This window comes from Pseudacidobacterium ailaaui (assembly GCF_000688455.1).
Taxonomy (GTDB): domain Bacteria; phylum Acidobacteriota; class Terriglobia; order Terriglobales; family Acidobacteriaceae; genus Pseudacidobacterium; species Pseudacidobacterium ailaaui.
The window spans coordinates 852938-875371 of the sequence record NZ_JIAL01000001.1 but is presented as its reverse complement, the minus strand read 5'-3'; the positions used below and the strand labels follow the sequence as shown (position 1 = coordinate 875371).

Here is a 22434-nt window from a genome sequence, read left to right as displayed (position 1 = left end):
GGGTCCCGGCATTTGGATGCGGTTGTGAACCCTGCACCATCAAATGCCGAAACGAGGCAACTAGGCCACGCGGCCGGGGGCCACAGGCTCCAGTTCGCCCTTTTCAATTTTTTCCTGGCACTCAATGCAATAGGGGGTCCAGGGGAGCGCTTCCAGGCGTTTTCTGCCGATACTGTTGCCGCACTCCATACACTCGCCATAGCCGCCTTCCCGGAGGCGTTCCAGGGCCAGACGGATGAGAGAGAGCTGGTCAGCCCCAGTCGTGCCTTGGGTGAACAGCATTTCTTTTTGGTAGGCAGTGACGGCCAGATCGGCCGGGTCCAGCGCTTCTTCAGCCACAGTCTGGCGTCCCTGTTCAACAGCAGTGATCATGGAGCGCTCGATAAGCTTCGCTTGCTGGTGCAGCTTGTTTTCCAGATGTTTGATTTCCTGCGGGGAAAGTGTCACGGTCCGTACTCCTTTAACTCTCCGAAATGTTTTACGTGCTCGTTCAGATATTGGACGCGCAAGCAAGGGGAAAGATTTGTTTCCCTCACGATAAGTTTTCTTATCTGTGATAAAAGGCCAAGGCCCGTCTGTATGCAGCAAAGGGGAGCGGTTCAAGCGGCCTTGATACACTAAGACCAGTCATGTACGAAGATTTTCACGTAACCGACCGTTGGACCGGCGAAGACCTCCATGTTCGCTGGAAGGCCAATATCGTTGCCATCGCTACCCGTCACGCGGATGCGGTGGACATTCGATTTGATGTAAACGGCAGGCCCGTGTGGGTCGCCATGCCTTGTCAGGCATGGGTTGAGCAGAAGAAGCGCACCGGGCACGTGATTACGGACCAACTGGCGGCGCAGATTGCCGGACTTTATCTGAAGCGGGCCATCGAATCGGGATATGACAACGGCCGTGAAATGTACACCATGAGCGTCGATGAAGTTCTGGAGCTGCTGGACGTCGTGCTGCGCGAAGCCGGACATACCAGCAAACTGCCGACCCTTCCTGCCACCAGCGATGCCCAGCCTGTTCCGTAACGGGCCGGGCTTCCGCTCCCTGAGTCAAGAAATACTGCGGCAGCGGTGACAGCACGTGCCTTTGCGTATATCGTTACGTTGAGCGAATTTTCTGGGGGAGCTCTTCTGCAATGAGGTCCGTAAGGCTGCTTGTGGCGGCTGCTTTTGTTCTGATGTACACGTATACATTCGCGCAGAGCGCATCGGTCACGTTCGAGGCGCAAACGCGGGTCTTCCGGATGGAGGGAGGCAATGTTTCCTATGCATTCGGCATCAATGATGCCAATGAGTTGCAGCCGCTTTACTGGGGTGCGCGCCTCTCTGCGGGTGACCCTCTTGGTCCGGCGCACAGGAACCAGGGCCATGCATCGTTTGATCTGCCCAGTGGCAGCACATTGCAGGAGTTTCCCGGGTGGGGTGAAGGGCTGTACTACGAGCCTGCGTTGAAAATCACTTTCCCGGATGGGAACCGTGATCTGGTGCTGCATTATGTGGACCATGCGATTGATGGCAATCAACTGAAGGTCCGCCTCAAGGACATTGAGCGCGAGGTCTACGTCGAGCTCCAGTATCAGATCGACCCGAAGACGGGGATTCTTGCCCGATCTGCTGTCATCACCAACAAGACAAGCGCGCCTCTGATGATCGAAGAGGCCGCAGCGGCATCGTGGTCGCTGCCCAATAGCAAAGATTACTGGCTCTACTATTTGACGGGCCGGTGGGCGGGTGAGTGGAACGTACAGCATGAGGCCATTCGTCCCGGAGCGCGTGTCCTGGAAAGCCGCCGCGGCTCTACCGGACATCAGAACAATCCGTGGTTTGCCATCGAGCGCGGCGACCATCATGACCAGGACACGGGCGATGTATGGTTTGGGGCCCTGGCCTGGAGCGGCTCGTGGCGCATCACCATTCAGCAGGACGTCCTCGACCAGGTACGGATCACCGGTGGCTACAATCCGTTTGATTTCGGTTACAAACTCGCTCCAGGAGAGCAGCTGGAGACGCCGGTTTTTTATGGCGGGTTTACGCTGCACGGCATCGGCGGGGCCTCGCGTCTGCTGCACCAGTTTGAACTGGCAAGGATTCTGCCCCAGGCCCCGAAGCCGCGTCCGCGTCCTGTGCTTTACAACTCATGGGAAGCAACGACCTTCAACGTGACCGAGCAGGGGCAGGAGGCACTGGCGGAAAAGGCCGCGAAAATCGGTGTGGAACGCTTTGTGATCGATGACGGATGGTTTGGCCAGCGGAAAGACGACCACGCTGGACTTGGCGACTGGTACGTGAACAAGCAGAAGTTTCCCAATGGGCTGAAGCCGCTGATTGAGAAAGTCCATTCGCTCGGCATGGACTTTGGCATCTGGGTCGAGCCGGAGATGGTCAATCCGGACAGCGACCTTTACCGCAAGCATCCGGATTGGGTGCTGAACTTTGCCGGACGGCCCCGTACGGAAGGACGCAACCAGCTCGTGTTGAATCTGGCGCGGCAGGACGTGCGCGATTTCATCTTCGGCTTTCTCGACAAACTGCTGAGCGAGAATGACATCGCCTTCCTCAAGTGGGACGATAACCGGAACTGGTCTGAACCCGGCTGGCCCGCGGTCGCGCCTGATGAGCAGAAGGAAGTCTACGTCAGGTACATGCAAAATCTCTATTCGATTCTCAAAGAACTGCGCGCAAAACATCCGAACGTAGAGATCGAAGACTGTTCCGGCGGCGGGGGCCGCGTGGACCTCGGCATTCTGCATTACACCGATGAGGTATGGCCTTCGGACAATACGGACCCATTTGACCGGCTCTCCATTCAGGATGGATTCACCTATGCATACACCCCCGGCGTGATGATGGCCTGGGTGACCGATTCGCCAAACTGGGTGAACCGCCGGAGCACTTCGCTCGAATACCGCTTTCTGTCTTCCATGCAGGGATCGCTCGGTGTAGGTGCGAACCTGAACCTCTGGAATGATGAAGACTTTGCCACAGCAAAGCACATGATTGAGGAATACAAGCAGGTCCGGGACACCGTGCAGCACGGCGCTCTTTATCGGATCATTTCACCAGAAAACGGCAGCGAAGAATCTGTAACAGAATCAGTTGCAGACAATCATGACCAGGCCGTGGTCTTTGCCTTTCTGCACTCTAGCCAGATGGGCCATCCGTTTCCGCGTGTGTTTCTGCGGGGTCTGGACCGGAATGCACAGTACCGCCTGCATTGGATTACGGAAAGGCCCGAAGGACATCTGCCAGAGTCTGCGAGCGGCGCCTATTGGATGGACCATGGAGTCGATCTGGATTTACGGGGTGACTTTCAGGCCACGGCGTTCCGTCTGGACCGGATGCAGTGACACAGGACGCCGTAGCCAGCTTTTTACGCAGCGGAAATCGGCAACAGATCAATGGGTGGCGCTGGTTTGATCGGTGGTGGCTGCACCTCAAGATATTTTCCCGTGGCAATCTCGCGAAGCACGCTGTTTGCTGTGTCTTCCGTGCGTGTGGATGCGATGTGCAGGCTCTTGACGGCTTTCATCGTCACCGATGCCAGCAAGAAGCGGTTTTCAATCTTTACATTTGCGGAATAAACCAATTCAGAACGCATGGACGCCTCGTTTTTCAGGTTGTGTAACCTCAGGTCAAGAGGCGGCCCGTAAAAGGAGGACTGCCAGAGGAAGGGAAGAGAGGTACAGGACCCCTGCCTTAAGCATACGCCTCCCCAGGCATTTCTCCTAACGGCCCCTGGCGCCGACCGGAGTTCCGCGCCAGAAGCTTGTCGGGACGAGAAGTGTAAGGCTGCGATCGTGTTCCGGCCGCCTTTCATGATGAAATGATGTTGGCTCCTGATCAAGGACAATCCTATGCCTGGCAAATTTCTCGCATTCCTTTTCTCCTTTGTGACGATTCCGGCCTACTGTCAGCAGGTCCTTACCCCGCAGGCAGCGCTGGAGCGGCTTTTTGAGCAGACTCCGGCGTCGGCAGCATGGTTTGACACAAACTTTCTCAACCAGGTCCCGGTGGAGCGCGTGAATGCGATTCTGCAGCAATATACGCAGCAAAACGGGGCCTTTCAGAAGGCGACACAGAATCCCGACGGGTCTTTTACGATCACGCTGGCACATGCCACAGTGCCTGCGCGCATCGTGCTGAATGCTGAAGGCCGGATCACCGGCCTCTGGTTTGGCTACCCGTCGGCCCTGCAGGTCCCCAGCCTGGACGTGGTCATGGCGCAGTTTGCGCGGCTTCCGGGAAAAGTATCTGTTCTTGTTACAGAAGAAGGCTCACCGCTGGCGTCGCTTCATCCCGAGGATGTGCTCGCCGTTGGCTCAGCATTCAAGCTGGCGATACTGAATGCCATCAGCGAACAGGTGCGCCGAGGCAGGCACCGCTGGGACGAAGTTGTTCCGCTGCGTCCGGAGTGGAAGTCCCTTCCCTCGGGTGTGCTGTGGCAGTGGCCGGACGATACTCCGCTGACCCTGGCGACACTTGCGAATGAGATGATTGCAATCAGCGACAACACGGCCGCGGACGCGCTGCTTTCCATTGCCGGCCGGGAAAATGTGGAGGCGCTGGCGCCGCGAAACAGACCGTTTCTCTCGACCCGCGAGGCCTTTACCCTCAAGTCTTCTGCAAATGCGGCGCTGCTCAAGCGATGGCGCGAAGCAGACGAAAACGGCCGGCGTGCGCTTCTGCCGGAAATCGACGCAAAGCCTCTGCCCAGAGAAACTGAAGTCAACATGGCCCCCATTGCACTGGACATCGAGTGGCAATTCAAGACAAGTGAACTGTGCCATTTGATTGAAAATGTGGCTGACATTCCTGCAATGCATATCAATCCTGGTCTTGCGCAGGTATCGGATTGGAAGCAGGTGGCCTATAAGGGCGGGTCAGAAAGCGGAGTGATGAATATGACCACGGCCCTGGTGGGGAAAAATCATAAGCGCTACTGTGTGTCCGCGTCGTGGAACAATTCCGCGCCGCTCGATGAGAAGACGTTTTTCTCTTTCTACACAGAGGTCCTTTCCGCCCTGGCAGCACGGTCGGCCAAGTAAACGCCGCGCCTTCATTCGTCCGCCAGCAGGTCGCTCAAACTTGTCTTGTGTTTGGCCTTACGCGAAGCATTGTCCGGCTTTTCCTGGATCGCGCGCTCGGGCCGGGGCTGCCCTACGCGCTGCCGGGCAGTTGCCTTGACGGCCTTGACGATGGAGAATTTTTTCGGTTTTTTCCTGGCCATAGCGTGCCTCACAGTTTCTATTGTGAAATACTTTCTTCGACAGTCACAGGGAGGTTGCCATGGAAGAACGGGAATTTTTTAACGAGACGCATGAGCAGCGGTCCCACATCCTCACCTGCCCGCATTGCGGAAAGGCCGAGGAATATCAGCTTGGATGGATTGTCCGCCAGAAAAAAGCTTCGCTGCCGCGCCATGCCGATGAGCGCGACCGCGCTCGCTTCGCAAAAGCACAATCATACATGGTGCGAAAAGACGATATGGTGGCATGCAAGAACATCCGTTGCCGTAAGCGGTTTGAAGTAGCGGGAGTGCAGTCCGTGGCCTTTTTGCAATCGGCCTGAACTCTATGATTTCGAGGCGAAGTTGTTTGATGAGCCGTGTTCGGTGGCATTTTTTTGTGCTGTCTGTCCTTGTCTTGTCTTTGTCCTTGCCTGCGAAGGCCCAGTCACTCTATCAGCAGTTTCTGCATCCCCCCGCAGATGCGCGGGTGATGATGCGTTGGTGGTGGTTTGGTCCTGCGGTGGAAAACAGTGAGATCGAACGGGAACTGCGCGTGATGAGTGCCGCCGGCATCGGCGGAGTGGAAATTCAACCCGTGTACGCGCTGGCGCTCGATGACCCGGCAAAAAACATCAAAAACGGTCCGTATCTCTCCGAGGAGTTTCTGGAGCATGTGCGCTTTGCCAATGAGACAGCGCGCCAGCTTGGGATGCGCGTCAGCATTACGCTCGGCAGCGGATGGCCCTATGGGGGCCCGCACATTCCCATTACGGAGGCCGCCGGACATCTGCGAATGGTGAAAATGCCGCTGCCCGCAGGGCAGGACCAAGTGCCTTTGCCCAGTCTTGAAAATGGGGAAAAGCTCATCGCTGCATTTGTCGGAACCACGCAGCTTGCGTTGCCTGACCAGGGCCTTCGATTGACGATAGCGCCAGAAAATACAGACCGGGAGGTGTTCTTTTTCATCTCCAGCCGGACTGGCCAGCAGGTCAAACGCCCCGCAGTGGGGGCCGAAGGGTTCGTGCTCGACCACTTTGATCGTGCAGCCGTTGAGCACCACCTGCACGCGGTCGGCGACCGCCTGATGACGGCGTTCCGCGAGCAGCCACCCTATTCCGTTTTCAGCGACAGCCTTGAAGTGTACGGGTCAGACTGGACGCCAGATTTTCTGGAGCAGTTCAGGAAGCGGCGGGGCTACGATCTGACGCCGTATCTTCCGGAACTCTATTTCGGCCAGGATGAAACGGCAAAGAGTGTGCGTCACGACTGGGGCCAGACCCTGTGTGAGTTGATTGAGGAAAATTATCTTGAGCCCATTACGGCCTGGGCACATGAGCACCATACGCTCTTCCGCTCGCAGACCTATGGAGCGCCCGCGGTCACTTTGTCGAGCAATGCACTGGTAGATTTGCCCGAAGGCGAAGGGCCACAGTGGCGAGCATTTTCCTATACACGATGGGCCACCTCGGCCAGCCATCTGTACGGACGGCCAGTTACCTCGGCCGAAGCCTGGACATGGCTGCACTCGCCCGCTTTCCGCGCGGTTCCGCTGGACATGAAGGCCGAAGCCGACCTTTTCTTTCTGGAAGGAATCAACCAGTTTGTCGGTCATGGGTGGGCGTACTCTCCGTCCTATGCGGGCGAACCGGGATACGCCTTTTATGCAGCGGCCGTTTTCAATGACCATAACCCATGGTGGCCAGTGATGCCGGAGATCACGCGGTATCTTCAGCGCGTGTCTTTTCTGCTGCGGCAGGGCAGTCCGGCAAATGATGTCGCTGTGTATCTGCCCACGGATGATGCCCAGGCAGGCTTTACTCCCGGTCATGTAGACCTGGCCGATGCGATGCGCAGATATGTGACGCCTGGCTTGACGGCCAGCATTCTGGACGCAGGTTACAACCTGGACTACATAGACGATGCTGCAATCGAGAAACTCGGCGTCCCCTATCCGATATTGGTCCTGCCCCAGGTGGACCGTATTCCGCTCGCGGTCTATCGCAGGATTGAAGCCTATGCGCAGCACGGCGGCCGAGTGATTGCCGTAGGCAGGCTGCCGGAGCACGCACCAGGACTGCTTGCGTTTGCCTCGGATTCGCCACAGATCGCTGCCATCTCGCAGAGGCTTTTTCCTCAGGGTGCGATCTCTGAGGCCGCGACAGGCACACAGATTGGTAAATTTCTTCAGCCGGACATGCGGCTTGACACACCTGCTCCAGAGATTGGCTTTCTCCATCGCAAATTGTCTGATGCAGACCTCTACTTCGTGGTCAACACCGGCAACCACAGCGTGACAACAACAGCGCATTTCCGTACACCATGGCAAGCTGCCGAGGAATGGGACGCTCTCTCAGGGGTGCGATATCGCGCGGACGCGCACGAAACGAAGATCACACTTGCTCCGTATGAGTCGCGCGTCTTTATCTTCCAGAAGACCACAGGGCCATTGCCATCACCATGGCGAGGTCAGCCTGTTGCTGGAGAGCAGATCGACCTCGGCCGCAACTGGCTGGTTTCCTTCAACAGGACCCACGACACAGAAACGATGAAAAATCTGGCATCGTGGACGGAGGAAGAGCGGACGCGCTACTACTCAGGAACAGCAAGTTACAGCCGCGACTTTGAGGTTCCGGCAACGTTGCTCCAAGGGAAACGACATCTCTTTCTCGATTTCGGTGAGGGAAAGACGCTGCCGCCAGGCGATCCACGCAAGCCAGGCACTCATGCACTTCTGGAGGGCCCCATCCGGGAGACGGCCATCATCAGCATCAATGGGCAGAAGGTCTGCTCCCTCTGGGCGCCGCCGTACCGTCTGGACGTTACGCCGTTTTTGCGAGCAGGAAAAAACCACATCGAGATCGAAGTGGCCAACACTGCCATCAACGCATTGGCTGGGCAGGCGCGCCCGGATTACCGGTTGCTGAATCTGCGCTACGGACAGAAATTCATCCCGCAGGACATGGACCATCTGGAAGCACTGCCCTCAGGCATCCTCGGCAAAATCCTGCTGGTGCCGGAGGAGGCCCTTCAACCACGCAGTGAGCACGGAAAGTGATGCCGCTTAAGGCTGCGGCATCACCAGCACTTCAACTCCAGAAGCGGCACCGGCTTGATGAAAGACCGTTTCCGTGGCTTTCCTGAAGTCTTCCGGTTTGGCATTGGGAATATCGGTAAAGGTCTGCGGGTTGCGGTCGACCAGCGGGAACCACGAGCTCTGCACCTGTACCATGATGCGATGTCCGCGACGGAAGGTGTGATAGAGGTCCGGCATGGTAAAGTCCACCTCTTCCATCTTGCCCGGGGTGAGGGGGGCGGGTTTTTCCCAGCTATTACGGAATTTGGCGCGCATGGGCTCGCCGCGCAGGAGCTGCTGATATCCGCCCATCCGGACGGCTGGCGTATCAATGACGCGCTTGCCCGCTTTGCTCTGATCGTCCGGATCGGGATAGTCATCCGGATATACATCAATCAGCTTGACCACAAAGTCAGAGTCCGTGCCGGTGCTGGCGACCTTCAGTCGGGGTGAGATGGGGCCGGCAATGGTGAGGTCTTCTGCAAGCGGACCGGTCTGGTAAACCAGAACATCGGGGCGGGTCGCGGCAAAGCGCTGGTCGTCCACCATATAGCGCTGCGGTACAGTGTCGGTCACATAGCCGACAAAGGGTACGGGATGCACCGGATCGCTTACGTACTCATCCTGACCTTCGCTGGCAGAGGGAGGATCGAAAGAGAGCTTTCCATCTGCATGGAAATAGAGCATTTTCGGCTTTGCCTGCGCGGGAGGCCATTGGTCGAGGGTGCGCCAGACATTGGTGCCCGTCTGAAAGGCATAGACTTTTGCGACAGGAGTTCCTTTGCCTTTGAGATAGTACTCAAAGAAGGGAAACTGAATGTTTTTCCGGAAATACTCGGATGTGTTGGAGTTGAACTGTACATCGCCCAGATGGTCTCCATTGTTGCGCGCCCATCCGCCATGCACCCAAGGGCCTTCAACCAGGGTGGTCGGCGTCTCAGGATTGAATTTGCTGACGGCATCGTAGGTCCGGAAGGGGCCGGAGAGGTCTTCGGCGTCGAACCATCCACCGACCACGAGCACAGCGCACTTTACATTCTTCATGTGCTGGGAAAGGTCGCGTGCCTTCCAGTAATCATCGTAGGTCGTATGATACAACTGGTCGGCAAAGAGCCAGTTTCCGCCTTTTAGATACTTCTTGTCGAGATTTGCGGTTGGCCCCGCATTCAGATAAAACTCATACGCATTGGGTGTGCCCATCTCGAATGGCACAGAAGGTTGAGGAACGGAAGGCTCCTCAAAGGGCTTGAAAAATGTGTAGAAGCCAAAATTGGCATCCAGCATAAATGCGCCACCATGATACGCGTCATCCCCCATAAAAAGATTGGTCATCGGGGCCTGCGGCGAGGCGGCTTTGAGTGCCGGATGCGAATCAATCATGCTGGCCGAGGTATAAAAGCCAGGATAGGAGATGCCCCAGATTCCGGCCTTACCGTTGTTATTAGGAACATTTTTCAGCAGGAACTCCAGCGTGTCATACATGTCCGTGCTGTCGTCTACGTCTTTTGAGGACCTTTTGTTGTCGATGTGTGGCCGCATCTCAACGAACTTACCCTCAGACATGTAGCGTCCGCGCACGTCCTGATAGACGAAGATGTAGCCTGCCTTCTCAAACTCATCAGATGGTCCGAGCGATTTTTTGTATTGGTCCGGGCCATAAGGGGCGACGCTGTAGGGAGTGCGGTCAATCAGAAACGGGTAGCTTTGCGAGGTGTCCTTCGGTACATAGACTGAGGTAAACAACCGCACTCCATCGCGCATTGGGATGCGGTATTCATACTTGGTGTAATGCGCTTTGACGTAGTCCTGTTCAGGCGCAGAGGGCCTGTCCTGCGCGAGGGCGGAAAAGAGCGTGCAAAGAAAAAGACAAAGGCAAAGGGATTTTCTGGTTTTCATGGAGACCTCAGCGAAGGGACAGTCTAAAGCAGAAACCGGGAAAAGGCCACGCTTTTCACGGTTTCCGCACTGAGGGATGTACCATCATTTCTGTTGCAGATGCTGGTAGTAGTCTTCAAGGACAAAGAATGCCTTCTTCTTTTCTCCTTTGTCGGAAACCAGGCCCTTGCGGTTGTAGTAGTCCTGAATGCCCGGAAGCTGCCGCATGGGCGAACGGAAGTCCATGAGCACCCACGGCGTGATGCCTGCGAGGAAGGGAATGTTTTTGAACATCTGGAACTGCTGATGATACAGATTTGCCTGATATTCCTCGCTAAAGCGATAGTCCGCGTCCTTGTGGAGCCCGGCCTTGGCGCCGCCCCCGAATTCGCTGATGATCAGCGGCTTGTGCAGCGGATCTTCCCAAACATAGTCGGGAGCGTCGTTCGGTTTGCCGTTGTACCATCCGATGTATTCGTTGTATCCAAGTACGTCGAGATACTGTCCCAGAGGATCATTCAGCACGGCCTTCTGTCCCTGAAAATGCGTGACAACCGCGGAGGTAATCAGGCGCGAGGGGTCCTGCTGACGGGCAAGCGATGCCAGCCTTGCGATAAACGCTGTGCGCTCAGGGCTGATGGGCGTCTCATTGGACATGGACCACAGGATGACGGATGCCTTGTTGTGGTCGCGTCGGATCATCTCATGAAGCTGCTGTGCAGCAACATCAAAGGTGTGAGGATTGGTCCAGTCATTGCCCCAGTACACGGGAATTTCCGACCAGACCATGATGCCCATCCGGTCTGCCGTGCGCGTCATGGTCTCATCATGCGGATAATGCGCCAGCCGCACAAAATTGGCGTGAAGCTCATGGGCCCATCCCAGCAGCGTCTCCGCATCCTGTCTGGACCATGCGCGGCCTGAGCGGTACGGCGCCTCCGCATGGATGCAGACGCCCCGCAGAAAGACGGGCTTCCCGTTGAGTAGCACTTGTTCACCCTTGACCTCGATGGTGCGGAAGCCGACCTCGTCCCGAAGCGTGTCAGGACCGGCATGGATTTCAATCTGGTACAACTTTGGGTCTTCCGGCGACCAGAGCCTGAGTCCTGTGGCCGTGAAGGAAAATGCCGCATTTCCGGAGGCGTCGGTCTCTGCGGTCTTTTCCATGTTCAGCTCGGGAATGCGCAGTGTGACCTTCTCGCCTGCATTGGCCCCAACAAGGTGCACATGACCTTCCAACTGGTTTTCCGTGCCTCGTTTCAACTGGAGCGAGTAGTCATCCACAAAACTTTCCGGCACTTCCACAAGGGAGACTTCGCGGGTGATGCCTCCATAGTTCCACCAGTCAGTTTTGATGCCGGGAACGCGGGCGAGCTCGCGCCGATTGTCCGCTGCGACAACGACAAAGTTGTTCTCTGGTCTGAGTACATTGGTTACTTCGCAATCGAAGGGCGTGAAGCCGCCCTCGTGCTGGCAGACATAGGTGTCATTCACAAAGACATGGGCGGCGTAATTCACCGCACCAAAATGCAAAAAGACGTGCGTCTGCGGCCTGGGCTGGTATTGAAAGTCCTTCTCATACCAGAGCAGCCCTTCATAGAAGAAGAGGTCGGGTCTTTGTGAGTTCCAGTCACCGGGCACCTGAAGGGTGGGCGAGAGAGCAAAGTCGTATTCCAACAGGCCGTCACCGGGAACAAAATGGGCGTTTTTTGCATACCCATTCAGGCTGGGCTTTTCCGGATTGTTTCCCCATCCCTGGTTGTAGGGGTCCACGATAAAGTGCCAGGGTCCATCCAGGCTGGTCTGCTGGCGATGGTCCACATCCACTAATAACGTGGTGGGCTGCTGGGCGCACAAGGGAGCGAGGGCGAAAAAGCAAAAACAGAATAGGGCAGTGGTCAGACCATGTTTCCGCATGGCGTCCATTTTACTCACAAAGCAGAAGGTTCAGCCTGTGCTGGGGAGCAGAGCTGCCTCCGGAGTTCTGTTGTCGGGCGCGGCCAGCAGCGTACCGTTTCTTCCTGTGATCGGCACGGCGATGGCCCGCTGTTATTGGTTGGGCCGTTTTTCTGTCTTCGCGGGCTTATGAGGTCTGCCCAGGCGAAACCGGTTGGCAAGGTCGAACTCTTTGCGCAGCTCCGGCGTCTTCAGGTTTTCGCGCAGGTGCGTGAGGCGCTGCTCTAGAGCGTAAAGGCTTGCTGCTACTGCTTCTTCATTGGTGTGTGCGATGTCGCGCCACATGGAATAAGGGCTGGCCCCGAGGCGCGTCATTTCACGGAGGGCGCGTCCGCCAATGGCGCGCAGGTCTTCGTCGTCGCGGAATTTGTCTTCAAGCAGTGCGCTCAGCGCGGTGGAAACAAACTGCGGCAGGTGGCTGACCCAGGCGCAGAGTTCGTCGTGACGTTTGGGGTCGAGATCAATGGTGCGGCAGCCAAAGCGGTGCGTCCATTCCCGCCATGCGTTTGCTCGCTCGCGCGCTTCTGCGGACATTTCCGCACCGTCTGCGCCTTCGGTAAAAAGCCAGACGGCCCCGTGAAAGATGCTGCCATCAGCGTTGGCTGCCCCGCTGACCTCTTTTCCAGCCATGGGGTGCCCGGGGAGGAACCCGGGCCTGCCGGGCTGGTTGTAAAGGCCCGCCGCGCGCTCACAGAGAATGCCCTTTACGCTGCCTACGTCGGTCACAAGCTGGTCCGGACGCAGAACAGGGGCCAGCTTCTCCAGCCATTCCAGAATGCTGAAGACCGGACCACTCAGCAGGACGACATCGCTCTGCTGCGCGGCGGTGATCGGATCGCCTGCAATTTCCGTGATGGTTTCCCGGGCCAGCGCAATGGCGGCCTGCACGACCTCGCGGTCCCACCCGAGGATGGGACCGGTGAAGCCATTCTGGCGCAAAGCCATCCCTACCGAGCCGCCGATGAGCCCTGTTCCCAGAATGGCAATGCGCTCGATGGCCATTATGCGATGCTTCTCCCAATTGCAGTTGCGATGAGGCGAAGCTCCTGCATGAGCTTCGCGAATTGTTCGGGGAAGAGGGTTTGTGCGCCGTCGGAAACGGCCTTCTCCGGGTTGGGGTGGACCTCAATCAGCAGGCCGTCGGCACCAGCGGCAATGGCCGCCCGCGCCATGGCGGGTACTTTGTCGCGAAGACCCACACCATGCGAGGGGTCGCCCAGCACAGGCAGGTGCGAGAGCTTTTTCAGGACTGGAATGGCCGAGATGTCCATTGTGTTCCGTGTGTATGTCTCAAAGGTGCGGATGCCGCGCTCACAGAGCATGACTTCGTAATTCCCGCCGGAGAGGATGTATTCAGCAGAAAGCAGCAGTTCTTCCATGGTAGCAGCGATGCCGCGTTTGAGCAGGACCGGTTTGCGTACCTGTCCTAACTCGCGCAGCAGGTTGAAATTCTGCATGTTTCGCGCGCCTACCTGGAAGACATCCACATAAGGCATCATCAGCTCGATCTGCGAAATCTCCATGACTTCGCTGATGATGAGCAGCCCGGTGGTCTCGCCCACTTCACGCAGCAGCTTCAGGCCTTCCAGTCCGAGTCCCTGGAAGGAGTATGGCGAACTGCGTGGTTTGAATGCGCCTCCGCGGAGAAACTTTGCGCCTGCGGCCTTTACCTGCTCTGCTGCGGTGAAGATCTGCTCGCGGTTTTCCACCGAGCAGGGACCGGCCATCACGACGGCCTCAGAGTTGCCGATGGTGACGCCGTTTTTGAACCGGATGACGGTCCCTTCCGGACGAAAGCCGCGGCCGGCCAGCTTGTAGGGTGAGGTAATGCGGTAGGCTTCGGCCACGCCATCCATCACCTGAAAATCTTTTACGTCAAAGGCCGTCGGAGTCCCGACCCCGGCCAGGATTGTCTGTACCGCTCCGGTAGTGCGATGGACTTTGAAGCCAAGCTCCATCATGCGCTCGGTGACGTGCTGGATCTGCTCTTCAGTCGCCTGTTCCTGCATGGCAACAATCATGGTTTCTTTCCTGTCTCCCCTGCCGATGATGCGGATCTTTGTGAGGCCAGCTCGTCCTGCTGCAAGGCACGCATCACGTCAATGATGCGTTCGTAAATGTGCACCAGCTCGATGTCGGGCAGAGGTCCTTGATTGGCTGCGCGAACATTGTCGAAGATGATGCGCTCGCGGTTCGGCTCATACACGGGCAGGCTGGTGGCCTGTTTCAGCTTGCCGATGGCCTTGGCCGCTTCGGCGCGCTGGCTGAGCAGCGCCACAATCTGACGGTCAATCTCATCAATCTTCTTGCGCCAGTCTGCAATGTCCATGTATGCCTTTCCTTACCGAGCGTATGGCAATCTGCCTGCGCCGGAAAATCCAGCTTGCCTTGAAAAAACTTTGCGCGGAATTAACGGGCCAGCGCCACAGGTTGGCGCAGACCCTTGATAAATCGCGCGATGGAGCTGGGCGCTTCCTCGCGCGTGGACTTCTCAATGAGGGCCACCAGTGCGCTGCCGACCACCGCTGCATCTGCAAATTCACTCACTGCGGCGACGTGGTCCGCATTTGAGATGCCAAAACCAACCGCAATGGGCAAGTCGGTAAATCTGCGCAGACGTTTCACAAGCTGTTCGGCGTCGGAGGCAAGTTGCTGCTGCGTCCCGGTAATGCCTGTGCGCGAGATGGCGTAGACAAATCCCTGGGAAGCCTTGGCGATTCTTTCCAGTCGTTCATCAGGACTGGTAGGTGCGGCCAGGAAGATTGGGGCAAGATGATGTGCGCGCAGGTGCCGTAGATACTCGTCGGCCTCTTCGACAATCATGTCCGTGATGAGCACGCCATCGACGCCGGCCTGTTCGGCCGTCGCGCAGAACCGTTCGAGGCCAAAGCGCAGCACGGGATTGTAGTAAGAGAAGAGGACGAGTCCTGCCTGAGGACGCTCGCGGCGAATTTCTGCGGCCAGAGTAAGGACGTCTGCGAGCTTGGTTCCATTGCGCAGGGCGCGCTCGCTGGCACGTTGAATCACAGGGCCGTCCGCAAGCGGGTCGCTGAAGGGAACACCCAGCTCAAGCACCTCCGCGCCCGAATCAATGGCGGCCAGCGCGATCTTGCGGGTCGTTGCCAGGTCAGGGTCCCCGGCCGTGAGATATGCGACCAGTCCTGGTTTGTGGTTGAAGCAAATCGGCATGGATCCAGTCTTACTCCGTGGCGCCTTTCAACTTCAGTTCGCGCGAAAGGATACCCATGTCTTTGTCGCCGCGTCCTGAGATGTTGACTAACAGTATTTCATGCCGGGAGAGTGTGGGCGCAAGCCGAATGCATTCTGCGACCGCATGGGCACTTTCCAGCGCTGGAAGAATGCCTTCCGTGCGCGCCAAAGTGACGGTTGCCTTCAGCGCTGCTTCATCGGATGCAGAGGTGTATTCGGCCCGTCCCATATCATGCAGCATAGCGTGTTCGGGGCCGATGGAAGCGTAGTCGAGTCCGGCGGAAACAGATTGAGTCAGGGCAATCTGCCCGGCCTCGTCCTGAAGAACATAGGAATAGGTGCCCTGCAAGACTCCCGGCGATCCGCCGCGAAAACGTGCGGCATGTTCGCCGAGCTTGGTGCCGCGTCCGCCGGCTTCCACGCCGATCAGGCGCACTTCCTTGTCGGGAATAAATTCGTAGAACGCTCCGATGGCATTCGAGCCACCGCCCACGCAAGCGATGACGGCACTGGGCAGGCGTTCTTCCTTTTCGAGGATCTGCTGCCGCGCCTCTTTGCTGATGACGCGGTGAAAATCACGCACCATCATGGGATACGGATGTGCTCCGAGTACGCTTCCCAGCAGATAATGCGTCGTGCGGACATTCGTCACCCAGTCGCGCATGGCTTCATTGATGGCGTCCTTCAGCGTGCGCGAGCCAGAGCTGACGCCGCGCACTTCCGCGCCAAGCAGCCGCATCCGGTAGACATTCAGCTCCTGCCGCTGCATGTCTTCCTCGCCCATATACACAACGCATTCCAGCCCCAGCAGGGCGCAAACGGTGGCGGTTGCTACGCCGTGCTGCCCCGCGCCGGTTTCGGCGATGATGCGCTTTTTGCCCATGCGTCTGGCCAGCAGGACCTGTCCCAGGCAGTTGTTGATTTTGTGCGCGCCGGTGTGCAGAAGGTCCTCACGCTTGAGATAAATCTTGGCTCCGCCCAGCTGTTCGGTCAGGCGCGAAGCATAAGAGAGCGGCGTGGGGCGTCCGGCATAATCGCGCAGCAGCGAGTCCAGCTCGGCATGGAAGGCGGGATCGGCCTGCGCCCGCGCATAGGCATGCTCCAGTTCCTCCAGAGCAGCCATCAGCGTTTCCGGGACATAGCGGCCTCCGTAGGGGCCAAAGCGGCCTGCGCTTGCAGACTGAATGAGTTGCGTCGTGCTCACAATTTCCTCGTGTCTTACCAGATTACGCCATGCTGGCCGCCGCCGCTGCCCGGGCCGCGCTGACAAAGGCCCGCACCAGCGCCGGGTCCTTCTTTCCCGGAGCAGACTCTACTCCGCTGGCCACATCCACCCCCCACGGCTCCAGCGTCTGGATCGCCTCGGCAACGTTTGCCGGATGCAGTCCTCCGGCAGCAATCAACTTCAGCCGCGGGGCCGCGGCAACAAACCCGCGCCGCGCCGCATTCCAGTCAAAGCAGAGGCCAGTTCCGCCCACCGCTGTGGCCGTGCGGGAATCCACCAGAACGCCGGAAAGGCCGGCGTCGGCCTGCACCGCTTTTAATTGCTCTTCGAAGGCCTGCGAGTAATGGATCACGCGCAGAATGGTCAGTCCCGAACCAAAGTGGGCGCTGAGTTTTTCCACCAGACGCGGATCGCGAGAAGTATGCAATTGCACACCGGTCAGCCCGCATTCTGTGACCGTCTGCGCAATTTCCTCAAAGCTGGAATCTACAAAAACGCCAAGTTTTTCAAGCGCTGAAGGAAGGTGTTGCGTGATCGCGCTGACCTGTTTTGCCGTGACCCGCCGCGGACTCTCCGCGAACACAAAGCCGACCGCATCCGCTCCGGCTTCAGCCGCGAGCAGCGCATCTTCCAGGTTCGTGTTGGCGCAGATTTTGATCCACATGGAGCTACACCTGCTCCGGAACAGGCTGCAAAAGCCGGGCCAATGCCGCTCCAGGTGAGGGGTGGCGCATCAGCGATTCGCCTACTAGAAATGCGTGATATCCAGCCGTCCTGAGCCGCTGAATATCGTCCGCCGTATCGATGCCGCTCTCGGCTACATGCACTGCTCCCATGGGCAGTCTGTCGGCCAGCTCCAGCGAGGTCTCCAGGCGTACGTCAAATGACTTCAGGTTGCGATTGTTTACGCCAAAAGCCGCGCAGCCCAGGTCCTGCGCCCGCTCCAGCTCTTCCGCAGTATGCACCTCGCATAGCACATCAAGTCCACAGCGCCGCGCTGCCTCATGCAGACTGCGCAATTCTGGGTCCGTCAGCGCAGCCACGATCAGCAGAATTGCATCAGCCTTATGCGCACGTGCCTCAATGATCTGGTACTCATCCACCACGAAGTCCTTGCGCAGGCAGGGAATGGAGACCGCAGCCGAAGCCATCTCAAGATTTTCAAGGCTTCCCTGAAAGAATGGTTCGTCGGTCAGAACGGAGAGTGCCGCAGCGCCTGCCTGTTCCAGCTCCGAAGCGAGCAAACGAACATCCAATGCAGGCCGGATCAGCCCTTTCGAGGGCGAGGCCTTCTTCAGCTCGGCGATGATTGCCGGGCCCGCCTTGGCGCGCATGCACAGTGCCGTCGCAAAGCCCCGCGGAGTGTGCAGGGCAGCGAGCCTTTCCAATTCGCGCATGGGAACGCGCTGTTTGCTTACAGCGACTGTTTCGCGGGTCTTGGCCAGAATGCGTTCCAGATGCACAGAGGTTCTCAATGGGAAACGGAATAAGTCCAGTATAACGTTCTGGCTTCTGGGGACTGGCGGCAAGGCGGCTACAAGGCGGCTTTTTCTATCGGCAGCTTGACGATAAACTCTGTTTTTCCCGCCTCCGTCGTAAAGCCAATCTGGCCATTGTAGTGTCCGGTCACTACACGATGAGCGATGTCCAGTCCTAGCCCGGTGCCCACACCCACAGGCTTTGTTGTGAAGAAAGGCTCAAAGACCTTGTCGCGGTGTTCCGGAGGAATGCCGGGTCCCCGGTCTGCGATCCCAACACAGACCCACTTGCCCTCTGTCCAGGTCCGAATGGTGATTTTTCCGCCCTCCGGCGAGGCATCAATGGCATTGTCTAGCAGGTTTGTCCAGACTTGGCTGATTCCGGTCCCACAGGTCGTCAGGACGGGCACATCAGGCGAGAACTGCTTTTCGATGGCTATCTGTTTATGGCGGAATTTGTGGCCGAGGATGGTAAGCGTGCTGCGGAGTGTGTCGTGAATGTCCAGCTTGTGCTCTTTGTTTTTGTCTTCGTAGGCGTATTTTTTGACCGCCATGACCAGATCCGTGACCCGGGTGATGCTTTCTTCGATGGTGCCTACGAGTTGGATGTTGGAAATGACGGCTTCAAGCCAGTTCAATGCGTCGGAAAGGATCTCAGGAGGAAATGCATGATGGGTGCATTCGATGTCCTGCTGGGTCCATCCTGCGGCCACCAGGGTAGGCGCAAGTTTCCAGGCATTCGTAACGCCGATGCCTTCCAGCCATTCGGCCAGCGCCTCCTGGGCATCGGCCTCATCCAGAGAACTCATGGCCTGGGGCTTTTTTTGCGCCGCGAAGGCCTCAGCCAGCAATTGATGCAAGCACAGGATCTGTTCCTCACTGAGCCGAGTGCGGGTCATCCGCAGACTGATTTCCTGAAGCCGGGTCATGTTGTCCCTAAGCTGCGAGGCTGCGCGTTTGGCGGCGGTCCCGGGATTGTTCAGCTCATGCATTAACCCCGCCGCCAGAGTGCCCAGAGAGATGAGCTTTTCCCGGTGCAAGGTCAGGGCCGTATGCGCTTCCAAACGGCGGGACATGTTCTTAAGGATGATGTTCCGCACCGTAGGGCAAGTGGCCATCAATCGCCAGAACCTCTCCTGTGGCACCCGGGCCAGCGTGCAGTCCGCCGTGGATTCTACGGTGACATGCACACGCGAGGTCCCAGCCAGAATGGGGACTTCGCCAAAAGTGTCGCCCTCTTTGGCCGCGGTGACGAAGATCGTCGAGCCGTCTTTTTCTGTCTTATAGACCCGTACCCCGCCCCTGAGCACCATCCAGAAATAATCCGGACTATCTCCGGGATGGAGAATCGGGACATCAGCAGGGACCTCCAGGATTTCTAAATCACCGAGACAAGCCAGGTCGTGGTGGGAGGTTTGGGAAAAGGTGGGGATTTTTTTCAGTTCAGGATAGAGCTCCTGCACTGCGACCTTCCTGACGTGGGCGATGGCCATCGGTTCTGACATCGAAATCCTAAAAACGTGCAAGGTACTGGTGCATAAACTGCACCGAAATAGAGCCTTCTCCAACGGCAGAGGCCACCCGCTTGACGGACCCGTGACGGACGTCTCCGGCCACAAAGATCCCCGGAGTGCTGGTTTCCAGCAGAAACGGCGGACGGTCTTCCTTCCAGATTCTTGGCATTTTGCCCTCGATCCTCAGCTCATTGCCTGAAAGCACAAAACCCCGTGGGTCCCGCATCACATTTTCCGGCAGCCATTCTGTCTTCGGCTCAGCGCCAATAAAGATAAACAGGGCGCTTGCCGGGCAGACCATTTCTCCATGCCGGTTGCGTACCTTCAGGCACTCCAGACGACCGTCCCCCGCAACTTCCTGCACCTCAGCGCCGGTCAGTACCTCAATATTGGATGTGCCAGTGATCTGATTGATTAAATATTTTGACATGCTCTTTTCGAGCGAGTCTGCCCGTACCAGCATCGTCACCTTGCGGGCATACCGTGCGAAATGCACGGCGGCCTGTCCGGCCGAGTTCGCCCCGCCTACGATGTATATCTCTTCGTCCCGGCAGGAGAGGGCCTCCGCCAGGGCGGCCCCGTAATAGACCCCGGCCCCGGTGAATTTTTCGATCCCAGGGATATTCAGTTTCCGGTAGGCCACGCCGGTGGCGACCAGAACAATGTGGCAGGAAATCTCGCGCCCATCGGCCAATTGCACGAAATGGTAGGGGGCCTGGGTGCGGATCGCAGTAGCGCTTTGCGTCAGAAATTCCGCGCCAAACCGCGAGGCCTGGGCATAAGCGCGCCGCGCCAGGTCCGCCCCGCTGAGTCCGGACGGAAAACCAAGATAGTTTTCAATCCGGGAACTGCTGCCCGCCTGCCCTCCTGGAGCATCGGGTTCGATCACGATGGCCCTCAGCCCCTCAGAAGCGGCGTAGACAGCGGCGGCCAGCCCGGCAGGGCCAGCACCGATGATCGCCACGTCATAGAAGTCCTTTTCGGCCTGGGTCCTGAGGCCCACCCGGGCCGCCAGCTCGGTACGGGTCGGCTGGACCAGCGAAGATCCATCCGGAAACAGCACCGCGGGCAGACGCCCGTCCCCAATCTGATACTGCTCCAGCAGCCGGACGGCTTCGTCGTGCTGTTCGGGGTCCAGCCAGACATACGGGACCTGGTTGCGGGAGAGGAAGTCACGCACTTCGTGGTCTCGCGCCGACCAGCGCGGACCTACCACGCGCAGCCCTTCAAAGGGAGGCTTATAGCCCGCGCTCCAGTTTTCCAGCAGATCATCCAGGACCGGATAAAGCTTCTCCTCCGGAGGGTCCCAGGGCTTGGTGAGGTAGTAGTTAATTTTTGCCGTATTGATGGCTTTGATGGCCGCCTCAGTGTCCGCATAGGCGGTGAGCAGGGCACGTCTGGCATCGGGGTAAATGGCCTGCGCTTTTTCGAGAAACTCCACGCCGCTCATTCCGGGCATGCGTTGGTCGGAAAGAAAGAGCGCCACCGCGTCTCCCCGCTGCTTTAACTGGGTGCAGGTGTCCAAAGCAGCCTGCCCGGAGCCCGCACGCAGGATACGGTACTGCGCTGCGTACTGCCGCCGCAGGTCCTGGACTACAGCTTCCAGCACACTGATGTCATCATCGACCGCGAGAATGACTGGCTTTGCCATGCGCTACCAGTGTAAGGGGAGCGACGAAGAATTCCCAAGTGCAGCAGGAGCGGGGCCTCCGGAAGAAAAAAAGGGTGGCAGCCCGGGAGCACCATGGCATGAAGTAACCATAAAAATTGAACATAAGTAATCACTATAGATTACTTATTTACGATAATCAGAGTTACCCTATATTCTCCGTCTAGCAAAAGTAAGTCCTAACCTTCAGGAAGATAGGTAGAAATATAGAAAAATCAAAGAAAATCCAGATAACGAAAGAGACTATGAAATAACTATGGAAAACTCTTTCCCAAAACAGGATTTTTGCGTAACCTATGTTCACTTACCAGACATCAATCTGTACTTTAGTAAGTTCGGCATCTGGGATTTGCTCCTCCATGCAGCAATTTCGGGATGCCAATGGAAGTGTTTGATCTGTCTTGCGGATGCGACCTGAAAGGTATTCAGCGTTGCATACAATTTGTCTTTAACCTGCGGTAATGATAAAAACCGCAGAGCGGTTATCGGGGGAAAAGCACGCTCGCTATGTTTAAGATCATTCTTGCTGACAATCAGGCGGTCTTTCGCGCCGGCACTGCAAAAATCCTGGCCATGGAGGATGATTTCCGCATCATCGCCCAGTGCCAGGACGCTGAACGCCTCTATCATGCGCTGGATGCCTTTCGTAACTCAGTGCTCATTTTCACTTCTACTTTGAAGTTAGACGTGCCACAACTGATGGACCGCTGTCAGCGCTCAGGCTGCCGTACCATCGTGGTCCTTGAGGTGCAGGAATCACCGCGCCCTTGGTTGGAACAGGGGGTACAGGGCATCCTTTACCGTTCGGTCAGCGGTTCGGTCCTCATGGAGTGTGTCCGAAAAGTGGCCACCGGAGAAGCATATTTACAGCATGCGCTCGATGTGATGGTGCGGCATCAGAATGAGGATGAGGTCGGGGCGCGTGTTCGGGACCGTTTGACCCCCAAGGAGATGAAGATCGTTGCCCTCATCGTGCAGGGCTGCAAAAACAAAGAGATTGCCCTCAGACTGGGAACAAGCGAGCAGGTCATCAAAAACTATCTGCGGAGCATCTACGACAAGACAGGTGTTTCAGACCGTCTGGAGCTGGCCCTCTTTATCATCCACCACAAAATGCTGGCCGAGGCGGCAGAAGCGGTCGGAAATGAAATGATGGCCCAAATGTATTGAGAGCGGCATCAGCCGGCATCTCTCTGGATCTTGATTTC

General features: G+C 57.5%; 20 protein-coding genes. 6 read left to right on the top strand and 14 right to left on the bottom strand.

The features are described from left to right. Positions 1–60 precede the first annotated feature (60 nt). A complete protein-coding gene (locus N655_RS0103980) occupies positions 61–447 on the bottom strand; it encodes a TraR/DksA family transcriptional regulator (protein WP_026441950.1) in 387 nt (128 codons plus the stop codon). Between the two features lie 182 nt (positions 448–629). Between N655_RS0103980 and N655_RS0103975 the strand changes: the two genes are divergently transcribed. Continuing rightward, positions 630–1025 carry a hypothetical protein gene (locus N655_RS0103975; protein WP_026441949.1) on the top strand — a complete coding sequence of 132 codons (396 nt, stop codon included), beginning with the start codon at positions 630–632 and terminating at the stop codon, positions 1023–1025. Positions 1026–1135: 110 nt separating this feature from the next. After that, complete coding sequence (locus N655_RS17180) at positions 1136–3346, top strand: alpha-galactosidase (protein ID WP_155987504.1); 2211 nt, start codon at positions 1136–1138, stop codon at positions 3344–3346. Positions 3347–3369: 23 nt separating this feature from the next. Here N655_RS17180 and N655_RS17175 read toward each other — a convergent pair whose 3' ends face one another. Further along, positions 3370–3597 carry a hypothetical protein gene (locus N655_RS17175; RefSeq protein ID WP_044933937.1) on the bottom strand — a complete coding sequence of 76 codons (228 nt, stop codon included), beginning with the start codon at positions 3595–3597 and terminating at the stop codon, positions 3370–3372. A gap of 256 nt (positions 3598–3853) precedes the next feature. Between N655_RS17175 and N655_RS0103960 the strand changes: the two genes are divergently transcribed. Further along, a complete protein-coding gene (locus tag N655_RS0103960) occupies positions 3854–5044 on the top strand; it encodes a serine hydrolase (protein WP_044933936.1) in 1191 nt (396 codons plus the stop codon). Between the two features lie 11 nt (positions 5045–5055). Here N655_RS0103960 and N655_RS20725 read toward each other — a convergent pair whose 3' ends face one another. Then, positions 5056–5226 (bottom strand): hypothetical protein, encoded by a 171-nt coding sequence (locus tag N655_RS20725; protein ID WP_202900309.1) that lies wholly within the window; start codon positions 5224–5226, stop codon positions 5056–5058. A 59-nt stretch (positions 5227–5285) separates the two neighbouring features. On the opposite strand from N655_RS20725, the gene N655_RS0103950 reads away from it, so the two are divergent. Beyond that, the gene (locus tag N655_RS0103950; RefSeq protein ID WP_026441947.1) at positions 5286–5567 is read left to right on the top strand and encodes a hypothetical protein; all 282 of its coding nucleotides are present in this window, start codon (positions 5286–5288) and stop codon (positions 5565–5567) included. A gap of 29 nt (positions 5568–5596) precedes the next feature. Further along, entirely contained in the window at positions 5597–8281 is a 2685-nt protein-coding gene (locus N655_RS0103945; RefSeq protein ID WP_026441946.1) for a glycosyl hydrolase, read from the top strand. Positions 8282–8287: 6 nt separating this feature from the next. Here the strand turns inward: N655_RS0103945 and N655_RS0103940 are convergent, their stop codons facing one another. The 11 genes from N655_RS0103940 to N655_RS0103890 all read right to left on the bottom strand — a co-directional run bounded on the left by N655_RS0103940 (position 8288) and on the right by N655_RS0103890 (position 21208). After that, positions 8288–10195: a CocE/NonD family hydrolase gene (locus N655_RS0103940; RefSeq protein ID WP_026441945.1), complete on the bottom strand. Its 1908-nt coding sequence runs from the start codon at positions 10193–10195 to the stop codon at positions 8288–8290. An 84-nt stretch (positions 10196–10279) separates the two neighbouring features. Next, positions 10280–12091, bottom strand: a complete 1812-nt coding sequence (locus N655_RS0103935) for a glycoside hydrolase family 2 protein (protein WP_026441944.1) — start codon at positions 12089–12091, stop codon at positions 10280–10282. A 132-nt stretch (positions 12092–12223) separates the two neighbouring features. Further along, positions 12224–13132: a prephenate dehydrogenase gene (locus N655_RS0103930; RefSeq protein ID WP_026441943.1), complete on the bottom strand. Its 909-nt coding sequence runs from the start codon at positions 13130–13132 to the stop codon at positions 12224–12226. Beyond that, entirely contained in the window at positions 13132–14151 is a 1020-nt protein-coding gene (gene aroF, locus N655_RS0103925) for a 3-deoxy-7-phosphoheptulonate synthase (protein ID WP_026441942.1), read from the bottom strand. Before aroF ends, N655_RS0103930 begins: the two co-directional genes overlap by 1 nt. Then, on the bottom strand, positions 14148–14459 hold the full coding sequence (locus N655_RS17170) for a chorismate mutase (RefSeq protein ID WP_044933934.1): 312 nt from the start codon (positions 14457–14459) through the stop codon (positions 14148–14150). Before N655_RS17170 ends, aroF begins: the two co-directional genes overlap by 4 nt. 80 nt (positions 14460–14539) lie before the next feature. Next, positions 14540–15319: a tryptophan synthase subunit alpha gene (gene trpA / locus N655_RS0103915; protein ID WP_026441941.1), complete on the bottom strand. Its 780-nt coding sequence runs from the start codon at positions 15317–15319 to the stop codon at positions 14540–14542. A gap of 10 nt (positions 15320–15329) precedes the next feature. Further along, a complete protein-coding gene (gene trpB, locus N655_RS0103910; RefSeq protein ID WP_026441940.1) occupies positions 15330–16544 on the bottom strand; it encodes a tryptophan synthase subunit beta in 1215 nt (404 codons plus the stop codon). 22 nt (positions 16545–16566) lie between these two features. Further along, entirely contained in the window at positions 16567–17229 is a 663-nt protein-coding gene (locus tag N655_RS0103905) for a phosphoribosylanthranilate isomerase (protein WP_026441939.1), read from the bottom strand. Between the two features lie 4 nt (positions 17230–17233). Continuing rightward, positions 17234–18028, bottom strand: coding sequence for an indole-3-glycerol phosphate synthase TrpC (trpC, locus tag N655_RS0103900; protein WP_155987503.1), 795 nt, complete (start codon positions 18026–18028; stop codon positions 17234–17236). Between the two features lie 71 nt (positions 18029–18099). Next, positions 18100–19548 carry an ATP-binding protein gene (locus tag N655_RS0103895; protein ID WP_026441937.1) on the bottom strand — a complete coding sequence of 483 codons (1449 nt, stop codon included), beginning with the start codon at positions 19546–19548 and terminating at the stop codon, positions 18100–18102. Positions 19549–19555: 7 nt separating this feature from the next. Further along, positions 19556–21208 carry an NAD(P)/FAD-dependent oxidoreductase gene (locus N655_RS0103890; RefSeq protein WP_026441936.1) on the bottom strand — a complete coding sequence of 551 codons (1653 nt, stop codon included), beginning with the start codon at positions 21206–21208 and terminating at the stop codon, positions 19556–19558. Positions 21209–21733: 525 nt separating this feature from the next. Here N655_RS0103890 and N655_RS0103885 point away from each other — a divergent pair. After that, positions 21734–22396, top strand: coding sequence for a response regulator transcription factor (locus tag N655_RS0103885; RefSeq protein WP_026441935.1), 663 nt, complete (start codon positions 21734–21736; stop codon positions 22394–22396). The last annotated feature ends 38 nt before the right edge of the window (positions 22397–22434 follow it).

Bases quoted from the DNA above. Each gene is read 5' to 3' on its own strand.
- N655_RS0103975 (WP_026441949.1), top strand. From the start codon at position 630: ATGTACGAAGATTTTCACGTAACCGACCGTTGGACCGGCGAAGACCTC.
- N655_RS17180 (WP_155987504.1), top strand. From the start codon at position 1,136: ATGAGGTCCGTAAGGCTGCTTGTGGCGGCTGCTTTTGTTCTGATGTAC.
- N655_RS17175 (WP_044933937.1), bottom strand. From the start codon at position 3,597: ATGCGTTCTGAATTGGTTTATTCCGCAAATGTAAAGATTGAAAACCGC.
- N655_RS0103960 (WP_044933936.1), top strand. From the start codon at position 3,854: ATGCCTGGCAAATTTCTCGCATTCCTTTTCTCCTTTGTGACGATTCCG.
- N655_RS20725 (WP_202900309.1), bottom strand. From the start codon at position 5,226: ATGGCCAGGAAAAAACCGAAAAAATTCTCCATCGTCAAGGCCGTCAAG.
- N655_RS0103950 (WP_026441947.1), top strand. From the start codon at position 5,286: ATGGAAGAACGGGAATTTTTTAACGAGACGCATGAGCAGCGGTCCCAC.
- N655_RS0103945 (WP_026441946.1), top strand. From the start codon at position 5,597: ATGAGCCGTGTTCGGTGGCATTTTTTTGTGCTGTCTGTCCTTGTCTTG.
- N655_RS0103940 (WP_026441945.1), bottom strand. From the start codon at position 10,195: ATGAAAACCAGAAAATCCCTTTGCCTTTGTCTTTTTCTTTGCACGCTC.
- N655_RS0103935 (WP_026441944.1), bottom strand. From the start codon at position 12,091: ATGCGGAAACATGGTCTGACCACTGCCCTATTCTGTTTTTGCTTTTTC.
- N655_RS0103930 (WP_026441943.1), bottom strand. From the start codon at position 13,132: ATGGCCATCGAGCGCATTGCCATTCTGGGAACAGGGCTCATCGGCGGC.
- aroF (WP_026441942.1), bottom strand. From the start codon at position 14,151: ATGATTGTTGCCATGCAGGAACAGGCGACTGAAGAGCAGATCCAGCAC.
- N655_RS17170 (WP_044933934.1), bottom strand. From the start codon at position 14,459: ATGGACATTGCAGACTGGCGCAAGAAGATTGATGAGATTGACCGTCAG.
- trpA (WP_026441941.1), bottom strand. From the start codon at position 15,319: ATGCCGATTTGCTTCAACCACAAACCAGGACTGGTCGCATATCTCACG.
- N655_RS0103905 (WP_026441939.1), bottom strand. From the start codon at position 17,229: ATGTGGATCAAAATCTGCGCCAACACGAACCTGGAAGATGCGCTGCTC.
- N655_RS0103895 (WP_026441937.1), bottom strand. From the start codon at position 19,548: ATGTCAGAACCGATGGCCATCGCCCACGTCAGGAAGGTCGCAGTGCAG.
- N655_RS0103890 (WP_026441936.1), bottom strand. From the start codon at position 21,208: ATGGCAAAGCCAGTCATTCTCGCGGTCGATGATGACATCAGTGTGCTG.
- N655_RS0103885 (WP_026441935.1), top strand. From the start codon at position 21,734: ATGTTTAAGATCATTCTTGCTGACAATCAGGCGGTCTTTCGCGCCGGC.